The organism is Arcicella rosea (genome assembly GCF_040543805.1).
Classification (GTDB): Bacteria; Bacteroidota; Bacteroidia; order Cytophagales; family Spirosomataceae; genus Arcicella; species Arcicella rosea.
This window is the reverse complement of record NZ_JBEUMS010000027.1, coordinates 1-14,991: the sequence shown is the minus strand read 5'-3', so window position 1 is coordinate 14,991 and position 14,991 is coordinate 1. Positions and strand designations below refer to the sequence as shown.

Here is a 14,991-nt window from a genome sequence, read left to right as displayed (position 1 = left end):
ATTCACCCTTTCTTAATTTGAAACAATTCCCAATGCTAATGTATTGATTTTTGCCACTAAAGTACGAGTAGAAAAAGGTTTAGAAACATATAAATCCGCCCCAATTAAATATCCTTTTTCAATATCAGCTTCTTTATTTTTAGCACTTAAAAAAACGATTTTAATATGTTGAAAACGAATACTTTCTTTGATAAGTCGGCATACTTCATAGCCATCTACATGGGGCATCATAATATCTAATAGAATGATGGAAGGCACTTCTTTTTCAATAATTTCTAAGGCTTCGGAGCCATCACGTGCGATGAAAACACTGTAGCCTTCTTTCTTCATTAAAAATTCAAGAGACATCAAAATGCTAGGTTCGTCATCAACGATTAATACTTTTATTGTCTTTTTCATATCGTATAAAATAAGTAAATGTTGATTTTCTTTATGGTAATCTAAACGACGGGTATCGAAAAGGTGAATTTTGATCCTTTTCCTACTTGGCTTTCTACCCAGATTTGTCCGTTGTGTAATGCTATAATCTTTTTTGAAATGGCTAAACCCAAACCACTTCCTTTTGGTTTTTTAATAGTTTGGTCTTCAGCTTGGAAAAATTTATCGAAAATTAATCGTTGAAAATTCTTATCAATACCAACACCATTATCATGAACACTGGTATAAACACAGCCTTCTGCATAATGTGTGGCTAAAATAATCTCTCCCTTTTGTGGCTCACAATATTTAATGGCGTTCGATAAAAGATTCACCACTACTTGTATTAATTTATCTCTATCGGCTTCAAATCTTGGTGTAAAACGATCCGGCATAAAGATTACTTTTATCTCTTTTTCTTTCGCTTGCTGATAAAGCGCATCAATAGAATCTTTTACAACCTCCTGAATATCAACATCCTCCAAAATCAACTTTTGCTTTCCAGATTCGTATTTTTCTAAATCAAGTACTTGGTTGATTAATCGGCTAAGTCGGTCAGATTCTTTTACGACTGTTCCTAAAAAGTGTTCTCTTTCACTTAAATCCATTTCTGGATTATCAAAAACGATTTCAGATAAAGCTCTAATCGAAGTAAGTGGCGTTCTGATTTCATGAGCTACCGTTGAAAGGAAATCGTCTTTGAGTTTGTCTGTTTTTTGAAGTATTTCGTTCGCTTCTTTTAATTCTGTCGTTGCTTTTTCTAAAGCGACCGATTTACGTTTGAGCTCTTTATTAGCCGACAATAAGCTTTGTGAAGATTTTAAAATACTGATTACTTCTTCTGTTGAAATTTTTTCTTCTTTTGAAACGGAAGAAATCATGATTCTGGCAGAAGCCGTTCCAACAATTCCAGCTAATAATTTTTCAACATAACTAACCATTTGCGGTTCAGCTATCTCGGAAGTCAATCGGATTTTATGCTTTTGTGCATAGAGTTTTAATATTTTCTCTGCTCTTTTTTCTCCGAGAAAATTACTTAGCAACAACTGAATATCAGAAAAATAGGCAGTTCCTCGCCAAATTGTTGGACTTTCTACTTGTTCGGAATATTCGAAAATATCGACAAAAATTACTGCTTGATTATGCTCTATCGAACTTTGATGACTGTTAAGTGAAAAACAAACGTAGCAAAAGATATTCAAGAGTAAACTCCAAAACAAGCCATGAGAAATGCTATCCATGCCTTCTAATCCAAATAATGCTAAAGGTTTTAAGGCAGAAAAACCCATAAAACCTTGGTCAATTACAGACTGCGGGAAGAAACCAGCTCCGACCATTGAAGGCAATACCAATGTATAAAACCAAATCAATACGCCTACCAACAAACCCATTAATGCTCCTTTTTGTGTACCATTTTTCCAAAAAATTCCTCCAATAATGGCTGGTGCAAACTGAGAAACTGCTGCAAACGAAACCATTCCATTTGAAACCAAAGAGTAATGTTCGGCAATGGTTTTGTAATATAAATACGCCATTAAAAGAATCAAGACGATGGAAGCACGTCGAATTGTCTTTACTAATAAGCTTAAATTTCCAGCTAATTTCTCTTGTAAATAAGCACTTTTTAGGATTACGGGCATTACTAAATTATTGGAAATCATTACACTAAGCGCAATTGTTTCCACAATAATCATACTTGTACCCGCTGAAAAACCACCGATATAAGTAAATAAAGTAATAAAGGGTTGATTGAATTTTAGAGGAATCGCCAACACATATTCATCTGGATTGATAGTATGGTTCGGGAATAATAATACGCCTCCCATCGCAATCGGAATTACAAAAATATTTATCAACAATAAATATAATGGGAAAAGCCATAATGCTTTGTTCAGGTGTTTTTCATCCACATTTTCAATGACAGAAACCTGAAATTGGCGTGGTAAAAACATAATTGCCATCATCGACAACAATAAATGCCAAAACCAACCAGCAGTATCTTGTTCAGAATGAAACACAAAAACTTTATGAAGTGCTGGAATATTGGAAGCTTTTTGAAAAATATCTGTAATGCCATCGAAAATAAAATAGCTAACAAAAATACCAACGAGTAAAAAAGCTACCAATTTTATGATAGATTCTGCGGCGATGGCGGTAACCATTCCTTCGTGACGTTCGGTAGAATCGATGGTGCGTGTACCAAAAATGATGGTAAAAATTGAGAGTAAAATGGTAATGTAAAAAGCTAAATCTCCTACAAAAAAGTTCTCGGTATTGATTTCGCCAGAAGTTTTTGCCACAATCAAAAAGCTATTTGAAATGGCTTTGAGTTGAATAGCGATATAGGGCAAAATGCCCAAAATACAGATAATCGTTACAATTACGCCTAAAGTGGCATTTTTACCATAGCGTGAAGAAATAAAATCGGCGATTGAAGTAATGCGCTGTACTTTACAGATTCTGATAATTTTACGAAGTACAATCCACCACAAAGGCATCATTAAAGATGGACCTATATACACTGAAATGAACTCGATTCCATTAGTTACTGCTCTGCCCACTGAGCCGTAGAAAGTCCAAGCGGTACAATAAACTGCCAACGATAGTGCATAAATGTATGGATTATTAACAATACTTTTGCCTTTGGCAGAACGTTGTTCAGCCCAATAAGCTACTCCAAAAAGGAAAACCAAATAGAGTAATGAAGTCAATATTAATACTACACTATTCATCTTTATTAATTTCTTGCTCTTCGTTGCGGAGGCTCCAGTAAATTATGCCAATGAATAATATCCAAATTGTAAAAACATAAAAATAAAGTGTTGGAATGCCTTTAATCTTTGTATCGTGGTTAACAATTGATAAAATAGGAAAGTTAAAGAGAATCATAAATACGATTCCAAGTACCAAAAGTTTTTGATTTTTTAACTTTTCTTTCATGAATGACTAAAGATTTTAACCTTTGGATTGAGTATTAATTTTATCACAATTTAGGGTAAAAATTTAACTCTTCTCAGAAAGAAAGAACTATACTTGCTAATTTTTTATAGTCAAAAATTGGCTTATTTCGAATTTTCTCATAAAATAGCGAGTTTTAGAGGATTTATATTTATTATCGTCTTTTGTTACTTTTCTTTTCTTGATAAAAGAAAAGTAACAAAAGAAAATCAAGAATTCCTAAACTCGCTCCGCTCAAACAGTAGGAATTCGATGTCTCTCAATCACAAAAAGGGGGCGAAATTAGTTTTTAGACCCCTTTTTTATGGTTAAAATTCGAGATAAACCACGAATAAATAATAAAATTTTATATTTTAATTATCGTATTCTCCAGAAAGTGCGTACTTTCCAAAAATCAATAATCCCCCTGTGATAATTGGAGTAAGAATAATCATAATGATGATACCAAACACCAAATCTTCTTGATTTCCCGAAGCAAATTTCGGAATGCCTAATTCATAAATTCCAAAGTAAGCTGTTGCTAAACCTAAGAGTATCCAAACGATACCTAATATTCTTTTAATTCCGTTCATGTCTTTTTATGAAAATATGTTTAAAATTAATTTCAGCCTTAAAATATTTAATCTCTGATACTTCTGTCTTCTTTGATGTACAATAAACCAATCACAAAACATACTCCTGCAATTAAAATTGGGTAGTTCAAACCTTCTAAATATGGTTGCGTATTTTTGATGGCTTCACCTGCTTTTTCAGCAACGTCATTCGCATCTTTTGCTTTGGTTACTAAGTAAGTAGCAATCGCTGGCATCAGTCCTCCGAATACTCCGTTACCAATATGATATGGCAACGACATTGAAGTATAGCGAATTTTTACTGGAAACATTTCTACCAAGAAAGCGGCAATTGGCCCGTAAGCCATCGTTACAAAAACCAATTGTACAAAAACCAACCAAACGAGTGTCCATAAATCGCTGTCATTGATTTTAACAGTTTTGGCTACTTCTGCTTTTGGTTGTTCTGATTCAACTTTGCCTGCTAAAATTGTCTGTTTTTTTACTTCTTTATAAGTAGTTCCGTCGGTATAAAATTTATTGGTTGTTGTGGTAATTAATGAATCTGTACTTGAATTAGCAAACAAAGTTGCTTTTATTGCTACTTTTGTTTGAGCCGTAATTTCTTCTTTATTTTTCAAATTAGCGGTTTGATACATTTTTTCGTAAATCGGGCGATAAGCGAAAATAGCCAATAATAAACCTGCTAACATGATTGGCTTGCGACCTACTTTATCGGATAACCAACCAAAAAATACAAACAAAGGCGTACCCATAATCAAGGCAATGATTAACAAAGTATTGGCTTGGTCGAAATCCACGTTCATGATTTTCAACAAAAATGTTTGTGCGTAAAACTGACCTGTGTACCAAACTACGCCTTGCCCCATTGTTGCTCCAAAAAGTGCTAACAAGACAAATTTGAAATTCAATTTATTACCAAATGACTCTTTCAATGGATTGGTTGATGTTTTCCCTTCGGCTTTAGCTTTGGCAAAAAGAGGCGATTCCGACATGTTTTTACGAATCAAGACAGAAACATAAACCATGATGATGGAAACCATAAATGGGATTCTCCAGCCCCAATCTTCCCATGATTCTTTCGACATCGAATTTTTGGTTAACAAGATTACTCCTAAAGAAATAAACAAACCTGCTGTAGCGGTAATTTGAATCCATGAAGTCCAAAAACCTCTTGCATTTGCTGGCGAGTGTTCGGCTACATAAGTGGCTGCACCACCGTATTCTCCGCCAAGTGCCAAACCTTGTAACAATCTAAGAATCAATACAATTAATGGCGCAAAAAAACCAATTGTTTCATATTTTGGTACTAATCCAATGGCAAAAGTTGCTCCGCCCATCAACACCAAAGTAACCATAAAAGTATATTTTCGACCAATCAAATCGCCTAAGCGACCAAAGAATAATGCGCCAAAAGGACGAACTACAAAACCTGCAGCAAAAGTGGCTAAAGTTGAAAGAAAAGCTGCTGTGGGATTATCTTTCGGGAAAAATTGTGTTGAAATAATTGTTGCTAAACTTCCGAATATATAAAAATCGTACCATTCGATGAGTGTTCCTACTGATGATGCCCCAATAATGGCGGCGAGTGCTTTAGTGGATGTTTTTTTTACTGTGTGTTCTGACATAGTGTTTATAGATAAGGGGTTTTGATTGAGTGAATATCTTTATTTGGGATGTTGGATTTAAGATTTCGGTTATTCAAGCTAAAATTATTCTTATTGATTAAAGCTGTGTATTTCGATTGTCAAAATCTGATAATCATGTTTCAAAATCGAAGGCTTATTTGTACTTTAACGTGTTTTTATTGTACAAGCACAAAATCCAAAGGTCACAAAAAAAGCTATACAGTCAATAGTATTGGTATAGTAACGGTATTTAAGTATAGTTTACATAAAAAATGGGTTTAGAAAAATATTCTAAACCCATTTCCATGATATCCAAAAAAAATTTGTTGCGTAAAAGATTAATGCTTCAAACGCTCCCACTTTATCAACATAAATTTATCTCCAAGCTCAGTTACAATCATCCCAGAATCTCTCAAATTCTCTCTATCAGCATAAAAAGCAGCTAACTCTTTGTGATTCATAATCTTATAAGTAGGATAATAATCTGAGTTTTTAGGGATTTTGATTTGATATTTCTTTACCCAATTCATTACTGATACGTGTGAAACCCCCAAAAGTCGCTCTATTTCACGATAACTTACTCCTTCAATATATAATTGTAAGGCTTTGATGACGTAATATGCCGAAATGCCTTTTCCTAGTTTCTCAACCGTAAAATTATAATTGCAGTCTTTACATTTAAAACGTTGTTTTTCTTTGATTACGCCACTTTTAGTAACATTTTGAGCGTCGCAACGAGGACAATTTGGATTTTTCATAGAAATAATACGATATAGTATATTTAGCAAATATATATCAATTAAGCAACAATACAACATCTTGAAGAAACTTATTTTTTCAACCGAAAAAAGAATAAAAACCTTTTTATTTCAAAATTATATTCTGAAATATCCAGAATATCAAAATTTTATTCTTTTTGTACAACAAACCATCAAAAGCCTTGTACATTTCAAAGATTTTCAAGGATAACATAGAAATCATATTTGATTTTCAAGCACTTAAAATTCTTCTGGTCGATTTAATAAATTTTCTAAGATTTGCTTAATTCAATTTTGCGATTGACTCTTTAATTTTTTCTCTGGCTTGTTGTTTTTGCAATACATAAGGTGGTTTCATTCTGTCGGTACAGTCCATTGCACCGCAACGCTCACATGTTTCGTTTACTTTTCGGTGAATCAATGATGAATCTGGAAGAAATTTTACCATACTTTTCAGGTTATCGTCAATGGCAAAACCCAAAGTAACGCTGCTATTCATTTTTAAATTAGGTGGCGATGGTTTCGCTAAACAAATTACCAAATAATGATTGCCCGTGTCTATGTATTCAGAAACTTGCGCTTTGCATAATACTTCTTCGGCATCATAGCCTTCTTCTTTCTGTATTTTCTCTAAATCTTTTAAAATAGTGAGCGCCTTCCATCTTCTGCAATAATGCTCACTCAATGCCGTGCCGTGAGGCGTGTGCAATTTTGCCAAGTGCATTTCCTTAGTTAAATAAAACAAATCGTCATCAACCTGATTATTAAAACGCAAAAAGAAAAGATTATTAATCTTGAAGTGGCTTGTCATCAAGTTCGATAACCTGTGCATAAATACTTCTGGCGTTACGTTGAACAAACGCATGATGCTCAGCAACATGTTTTCGTCCCATTTGGGTGAAGCAAAAAAGTAAGTAAGCCTATCAATCAAAATATCTTTGTTGATTAAAATCGCTCCCGCAAAATAAGATGCTCTAAAGTTATTAAGTACTTCTTCAAAAGAACCTACTTCTATTACGGATGAAATATTCGATCTTTTTTTAAGTTGTAAAAACTGATAACCTATTTCACGACCATACGTAAACGTTTTTTGTTCGGTACTTAAATCTTTATTGATTAATAGTTTAGAAGTAGCTGGGTTATAAACAGAGCGAATCGTAACTAATTCGGGATATTGTTCTTTTGAGAATTCTTCGATACGGTAGCCATAAAAGTTTTCTAAAATTTCAGCTAATAGTTTTTCATTAGGTGAAGTAGTAGCCGAGATTTCAAAAAGCTTTCTGAATTGCTGGGCAGATTGCTCTAAATCGTCAAAATAGTTATCATACATTTCTTGATATGAACGCAATACAGAAAAGTAAAACTGCTCCACACGCATATCGTAATTCCTACTGATTTCGATAATCGTACTGATAAATGCACTGATTTTGGCTGGCGCTTCCGACATCAACTCGATAAAATCAGAAGGTTCTACTCCAAAAATTTCTAAGGGCAATTCCGTTAGAATATTGGAATTGAGTAATTCTGCAATAGGTTCTAATTGCTTACTCAATTTCAGCGAAACCAATGAATCATAATCTATTTCTAAGGCTTCTGACAAAGCCATTATTTTCTCTGTTTTTGGATATTTTTTTCCTTTTTCGATTTCATTCAAATATGAAATTGAAAGTTTAGACTTTTCGGCGACTTCGCTCAAAGAGAGTTTTTTATCAAGACGCAATTGTCTGATTTTTAGCCCGAAAATTATTTTTACTTTATCGCTATTCACACTCATCGCTTTATAATTTCCACAAAGCTAATAAGATTTATTGAAAGATTTTCTCCAAAAAAGCAAAATAGCGAATTTTCGCTTAATATTTCTTATTTGACATTTTTGCTGTAAAATTCATTTCTAAGCTCAAAAAAGCACTCACATTTTATACTTTTCAAATATTATATATAAAATAAACCGTAAAATGTAAATTATTTTCATTTTTAGCGAAATTTCGCTTGTTTTTAATTTTACGCTAATTACTTTTGCAATGCGTTCGAATGCTTCTAAATTTTATTTGAGTCTTGATCAAATTAACAATTACAAACATGAAACATGACATCCTTACTTCTGATTTTAGCAAAGCTGCTAAACAAAAAGTAAATCACCCATTATTAAGTCTTCATGCTGATATTCGACTGAATCTCAGCGTTTCAACCTTGGTTGAGGAAGCTTTAAAAAATGGAGAAGGCACTCTTACTGATACAGGCGCATTTATGTGCGATACAGGTAAGTTCACGGGACGTTCGCCAAAAGACAAGTTTACAGTCTATGACGACAAAACTGCTGATACTGTGGCTTGGGGAGAAATCAATCAAGCTTTTGAAGCAGATAAATTTGAGGCACTTTATCAAAAAATGTTGACATTTATTGCCAACAAAAAGCTTTATGCACGCTACGCTTGTGCTTGTGCAGCACCAGAACATAAAATGAATATCTTGGTGATAAATACTTTAGCTTGGCATAATTTGTTTTGCCATCATCTATTTATTCGTCCAACTGAAAATGAATTATCACACTTTGAACCAGAATGGACGATTTTAGACATTCCAGAATTTGAAGCAAATCCTGAAATTGATGGTACTCGTCAAAGTAATTTTACAATTATTGATTTCACTCGTAAAATCATCCTTATCGGCGGAACAGCTTATGCTGGTGAAATGAAAAAAGGCATCTTTACGGTACTGAATTATATCTTGCCAGAAGAGAAAAAAGTACTTTCAATGCACTGTTCAGCCAACATTGGGAAAGACGGAGACACTGCTTTATTTTTTGGTTTATCTGGTACTGGAAAAACAACACTTTCTGCTGACCCATACAGAAATCTGATTGGCGACGACGAACATGGTTGGGACGACAAACAGGTTTTTAATTTTGAAGGAGGTTGTTATGCCAAAGTAATCAATCTGAGTGAAGAACAAGAACCTGAGATTTTTGGAGCGATTCACTATGGGTCAATTTTAGAAAATACTCGCTTTAAAGAAAACACAAAAAGTGTAGATTACAGCAATCAAAGTGTTACAGAAAATACAAGAACAGCTTACCCAATTCATTATATTCCGAATGTAGCAATTCCTTCTGTAGGCAATGCACCAAAAAATATTTTCTTTTTAACGGCAGATGCTTTTGGTGTATTACCTCCTATTTCAAAACTAAGTATAGAACAAGCCATGTATTACTTTGTGGCAGGTTATACTTCAAAATTGGCAGGTACAGAAATGGGAATTAAAGAGCCACAAGCTACTTTTTCAGCTTGCTTTGGGGCTGCATTTTTACCGCTTCATCCATTGAAGTACGCTAATCTTTTGGGTGAAAAATTAGAGGCTGGCAATGTTAAAGTTTGGTTAATTAATACTGGCTGGTCGGGTGGTGGCTATGGTGTAGGTTCACGCATTAAATTACCATATACTCGTGCGATGATTCATGCTGCATTAAAAGGTGAATTTGACAATGTAAATTTCATAAAACATGATATATTTGGTTTAGAAATGCCCACAATGTGTACAGATGTGCCTAAAGATTTACTTAACCCTAAAAATACGTGGTTAGACAAAGAGGCTTATGACCAAAAAGCGAGAAGTCTGTCAATATCTTTTGAAGAAAACTATCTGAGAATTAGTGGGAAATAGCTTTAAGCTATGAGTTATGAGCCTTGAGCTATGAGATTTTTAAAATAATAAAAAGTAAAAAGTTCGTAGCTCACAGCCAATTGCTCAAAGCTAAATATCGCATACATAAACCCTTTTAGAATATGAAAAGTAATCTGACACTTGCTTTACCTGTTGGAACAACGCTTGATAGATTTATCAATCGCCAACAAGAGGCTTTTCCTTATGCCAAAGGAGAGCTTTCTCAATTGCTAAGAGACATTGCACTTGCCTCCAAAATCATCAATCGTGAAATTAATCGAGCGGGCTTGATTGATATTACGGGTGCTTTAGGAAGTGAGAACATTCAGGGTGAAGCCCAACAAAAACTAGACATGATTGCCAATATTCGTTTTATCAGAGCATTGGTAAATGGTGGCGAAGTGGTGGGAATTCTTTCTGAAGAAGACGATGAAATTATTCAAACAGGTAATGTTAATGCGAAATATGTGGTAGCAATGGACCCGCTAGACGGTTCTTCTAATATTGATGTAAATGTTTCTATCGGAACGATTTTTTCAATTTATAGAAGAGTAAGTCCAATTGGTACTCCTGCCGTTGAGGAAGATTTTCTTCAAGGCGGACGCAAGCAAGTGGCAGCTGGTTATATTCTTTACGGTTCTTCAACGATTATGGTTTATACCACAGGGAAAGGAGTAAATGGCTTTACTTATGAAAATTCTTTGGGAGAATACTTCCTCTCACATGCCGATATAAAAATGCCAGAAAATGGCAAAATCTATTCAGTAAACGAGGCTTATTTTGATGAATTCACCAATCCTATCAAAGATTTTATTGTGGATATGCGAAAGCAATCTGGCTGCATGGCTCGTTATATTGGTTCGTTAGTCGGTGATTTTCATCGAAATTTATTAAAGGGTGGCGTTTACTTGTATCCTCCAACCCGAAAAGCAAAAGAAGGAAAATTACGTTTACTTTATGAATGCTATCCATTAGCTTTTGTGATTGAACAAGCAGGCGGTTTGTCATTCGATGGTACACAAAATATTTTAGACATTGTCCCCGAATCCATTCATCAAAGAAATATTACTTATTTGGGTTCAAAAGAACAACTATTAAAATTACAAGACAATCTAGATAAGTATCATGCTTTGATTCTGGAGCAAATGGAAAATGGACTTTAAGTATTTTCAATTCGTTTTTATCCAAAATTGCTATTCTGAATAAAACAGACAAGTCAGGATATTACTTCCTCAGTAAAAAAGATTATTTTGCACACAAATCTAATACTGTGTAAAATAATCTTTTTTCTTATGAAAATTATATTCAACATACTCTTCTTCATTGGCTTAAATCTTCTAACATTTTTTGACATTCAAGCACAAAAACAATTCGCTGAAATTTGGCTAACCAGTTCAGACGAATCTATTCTATTTAAGAAGCAAGCAAAAACTTTCAATTTTGAATATACCAATAATACTTTACCGAATATTATTATTGATGAAAGTAAGGTTTTCCAGAAAATGGATGGCTTTGGCTTTACTTTGACGGGAGGAAGTGCCATGCTTATCAACCAGATGAATACCAAAGAAAGAGCCGCTTTATTGCAAGAACTTTTTGCTACGAATGATGCCAATATTGGCGTTAGTTATCTCAGAATCAGTGTAGGAGCTTCTGATTTAGATAATCATGTTTTTTCTTATGATGATTTACCTGAAGGAGAAACCGACCCAGAATTGAAGAAATTCAATTTGGCGGGCGACCAACAATATCTAATTCCTGTATTAAAACAAATTTTGGCAATTAATCCTGAAATTAAAATACTTGCTTCGCCTTGGTCGCCACCAGTTTGGATGAAAAGCAATGCAAGCTCAAAAGGAGGAAGTTTAAAGTCAGAATATTATTCTACTTATGCGAAGTATTTATTAAAGTATATTCAAGAAATGAAAAAAGAAGGCATCAGAATTGATGCTTTGACAGTTCAGAACGAACCACTTCATCCCGGAAATAATCCAAGTTTATTGATGTTGCCCGAAGAACAAGGACTTTTTGTAAGAAGACATTTAGGTCCGATTTTCAAAGCGGCAAAAGTGGATACTAAAATCATCATTTATGACCATAATGCCGATCGTCCAGATTATCCAATCACAATTTTGAACGACCTAGAAGCCAGAAAATACATTGATGGTTCTGCGTTTCATTTGTACGGAGGTTATATCAATACATTGTCGGATGTACACAATGCCCATCCAGATAAAAACTTATATTTTACAGAACAATGGATTGGCAGTCCAGGAAATTTTTCAGGAGATTTAACTTGGCATGTAAAAAATCTCATCATCGGAGCGCCCAAAAACTGGTGCAAAACAGTATTAGAATGGAATTTAGCTGCCGACCCAAAGCAAAATCCACACACAGAAGGCGGATGTACAGAATGCTTGGGAGCAATTACAATTGATAAAAATAGCATTACCAGAAATCCAGCTTATTACATTATAGCACATGCTTCCAAGTTTGTAAGACCCAATTCTGTCCGAATTTTCTCTAACACAACTGCAAGTTTACCCAACGTCGCTTTCAAAACACCTTCAGGCAAAAAGGTTTTGATTGTTCAAAACGAAAGTAATAAAGCACAAAAATTCAATATTTCTTATCAAGGAAAAAAAGCGATTCAAACACTTGATGCTGGAGTTGTAGCTACTTATGTTTGGTAGGTTTTATGAAATAATCCATCCGATTTTTTCATAAAATAGAAATCTATATAAAATTAAAGCAAGATAGGCTCGGAGAGGCGAAATATCGGTAGTAGAAGCATTATTTATGGTAAAAATATCCCTTTAAGCCCCATCGGGGCGAGATATTTCGCCCCGATGGGGCTTGAAGGAGTTAAAACAAGATATATCTACCGATATAGTGTTCCTAACGGAACTGTAATCAAACAAAAAAGCGGTCGAAATTAGTTTTTCGACCGCTTTTTTATTTGATTATAAAATTCTGGATAACTCATGTTTCCTAAACTATTTCTGAGCGATTACTTTATTGGTATCAGACTTTGTGACTTTATCTTCCCAACCTATGTTTACTTCTACGTTTGGCAAGGCTTTTTGTAAGGCTATTACACCAGCTTTCGTAACTTTTGTTTGCCAGCAATATACTTTCTTTAAGTTTTTGAGCTTGGCTAATTCTTTCAGACCAGCATCACTTATTTGTGTATCAAACAGATTAATGTATTCTAAAAATTGTAAATCTTTCAATTGAGCAATTCCAGCATCAGTAATGGCTGTATGTTCTAAATGCAAACGTGTGAGGTGTTTTAGTTTAGCAATTTCAGTTAATGATTTATCCGAAATTTTTGTATTCCCAAGCTTCAACCAAATAATTTGCTCTGATAAATTTGTCAAGAGATTGATTTTTGAATCATCAAAGTTTCGGGCATTCACAAAATTGACATCCAGAAAATTATGGCTTTTTGAAACAGGCATGACCAAAACATTCATAGCTGATAGTTTCTGAATATCACTTTCTGTAGCCTCAGAAACTTTCTCACTAAAAACCGCTGAAATACTTTCTCCTCCCGTTGCCGTATTACTTCCTTCACTCCCACTTGCCAAGGAGGCTAACAATGGTTTTACTTTTTCATCAGGTTTTAGTTGCGCTACTTTTTTATCAAAAGCCGCTCCGTTTTGAATCCACCAATGTAAAAGCGAAATTTCTTGTTCAGTCAAAGGCGTTTTGCCTTTGGGTGGCATGTGATGCTCATCTTCTTCTGGCAATAATAAACGCTTGATTAATTCACTATTAGCAACATCATTTCCTTTAATGATTACTCCGTTTTTACCGCCTTTCATCAAAAGCTCCTGAGTATCCATTCGCAAACCACCTTTTATTTTATTAGCATTATGGCACGACCAACATTTTTGTTCCATTACTGGCGCTACAATATCTTGATATACCAATGCTTCGTTGATGTTTTCTATTTTCTTTTTTTCACCAGATTTTCCTTTTTCTCGTGGTGGTAAACCCGCTAAAGAACGAAAAGGCTCTGGCGTAAAACTATAAAGATAATCTTCACCATGCGTCATGTTTCCGCCTAAATGGCCAGTGCCAGTTAATAAAATCACAATCAAATAAACGGCAGGCATGTATGCCTTTTTCATGGTTGGGTCTTGTTGCCAATTTACTTTCATGTACCAAGCAGCTAAAGCAGTCAAAGCAACTCCAATGCCCATCCATTGATGCAAAAACAGCGTTTCTTCACTGTATTCGCCTGAACTAGCAAGTAAATAACCAAAAATACATGAAATAATAGCCGTTATCATTCCTAAAAATAAAATCGGAGCAATGGCTGGTTGTAAGGCTGTTAATCCTTTTTTACGAGAAATAATTTCTAAAATCGCTGCAATCATCAACATCCCGATGGGTAAATGAACAACCACAGGATGAAAATGCCCAAAAAACATTGCCCAGTCCGACGGGGCATTGGTTTGTAATAAAATCATTGTTTATTGTTTTGGAAAAAAGCAATTGGCTTTAGACTGTAAGCTTTTTCTACTTAAAATTTACTCTTTGTAAAAGTATTTTGTTTCCGTGGATGGTCTCCCGACCATTGTTGTTAAGAAGGAAATATCCATAAATTCCTTAATACACAAAAGTGAGTTCTTGGGAGTGTTTCTGACTTTTAACTCAGTTTGAGTGAGCTTTAACTCACATTTATTGAGTATTAACTCAATGTGGATGAGCTGGTACTCAGATTTTCTGAGCTTCAATACAGTTTGAGTGAGCTTTAACTCAGATTTATTGAGTAATAACTCAATGTGGGCGAGCTGGTACTCAGATTTTCTGTATTCCAGCTCACTAAATCTGTACTCTAATACAGAAAATCTGAGTTAAAATACAGTTTTAGAGAGTTAAGACTCTGATTTACTGGGGAGTGTTCATTAAACTGTGTCATTTGATTTATTGAGTTAGGGGGCTAGCCCCCTAACTCAATAAATCAACTTGTGAAATTCTGTCTTCAAA

The 14,991-nt window shown here is 34.4% G+C and carries 11 protein-coding genes; 3 read left to right on the top strand and 8 right to left on the bottom strand.

All coding sequences use genetic code 11. From position 1 onward, the window contains the following. Window positions 1-12 precede the first annotated feature (12 nt). The 7 genes from ABID42_RS23395 to ABID42_RS23365 form a co-directional block, all read right to left on the bottom strand. Complete coding sequence (locus tag ABID42_RS23395; RefSeq protein WP_323255226.1) at window positions 13-399, bottom strand: response regulator; 387 nt, start codon at window positions 397-399, stop codon at window positions 13-15. A gap of 41 nt (window positions 400-440) precedes the next feature. Beyond that, the gene (locus ABID42_RS23390) at window positions 441-3,149 is read right to left on the bottom strand and encodes an ATP-binding protein (RefSeq protein WP_367285723.1); all 2,709 of its coding nucleotides are present in this window, start codon (window positions 3,147-3,149) and stop codon (window positions 441-443) included. After that, on the bottom strand, window positions 3,142-3,357 hold the full coding sequence (locus ABID42_RS23385; RefSeq protein ID WP_323255222.1) for a hypothetical protein: 216 nt from the start codon (window positions 3,355-3,357) through the stop codon (window positions 3,142-3,144). The genes ABID42_RS23390 and ABID42_RS23385 overlap by 8 nt, the downstream gene beginning before the upstream one ends. A gap of 371 nt (window positions 3,358-3,728) precedes the next feature. Then, complete coding sequence (locus ABID42_RS23380) at window positions 3,729-3,947, bottom strand: DUF6814 family protein (RefSeq protein WP_323255220.1); 219 nt, start codon at window positions 3,945-3,947, stop codon at window positions 3,729-3,731. 47 nt (window positions 3,948-3,994) lie between these two features. Then, window positions 3,995-5,575, bottom strand: coding sequence for an MFS transporter (locus ABID42_RS23375; protein WP_367285722.1), 1,581 nt, complete (start codon window positions 5,573-5,575; stop codon window positions 3,995-3,997). Between the two features lie 338 nt (window positions 5,576-5,913). Then, a complete protein-coding gene (locus ABID42_RS23370) occupies window positions 5,914-6,333 on the bottom strand; it encodes an IS1/IS1595 family N-terminal zinc-binding domain-containing protein (protein WP_323255216.1) in 420 nt (139 codons plus the stop codon). Between the two features lie 283 nt (window positions 6,334-6,616). Next, complete coding sequence (locus ABID42_RS23365) at window positions 6,617-8,107, bottom strand: helix-turn-helix domain-containing protein (RefSeq protein WP_367285721.1); 1,491 nt, start codon at window positions 8,105-8,107, stop codon at window positions 6,617-6,619. 305 nt (window positions 8,108-8,412) lie between these two features. On the opposite strand from ABID42_RS23365, the gene pckA reads away from it, so the two are divergent. From pckA to ABID42_RS23350, 3 genes are all read left to right on the top strand, one after another. After that, a complete protein-coding gene (gene pckA / locus ABID42_RS23360; protein WP_367285720.1) occupies window positions 8,413-9,993 on the top strand; it encodes a phosphoenolpyruvate carboxykinase (ATP) in 1,581 nt (526 codons plus the stop codon). A 122-nt stretch (window positions 9,994-10,115) separates the two neighbouring features. Continuing rightward, a complete protein-coding gene (fbp, locus tag ABID42_RS23355; protein WP_323255210.1) occupies window positions 10,116-11,156 on the top strand; it encodes a class 1 fructose-bisphosphatase in 1,041 nt (346 codons plus the stop codon). Window positions 11,157-11,285: 129 nt separating this feature from the next. Further along, window positions 11,286-12,686, top strand: a complete 1,401-nt coding sequence (locus ABID42_RS23350; RefSeq protein WP_367285719.1) for a glycoside hydrolase family 30 protein — start codon at window positions 11,286-11,288, stop codon at window positions 12,684-12,686. 303 nt (window positions 12,687-12,989) lie between these two features. On the opposite strand, the gene ABID42_RS23345 is transcribed toward ABID42_RS23350, so the two are convergent. Next, window positions 12,990-14,471, bottom strand: coding sequence for a c-type cytochrome domain-containing protein (locus ABID42_RS23345; protein ID WP_367285718.1), 1,482 nt, complete (start codon window positions 14,469-14,471; stop codon window positions 12,990-12,992). Window positions 14,472-14,991: the final 520 nt, after the last annotated feature.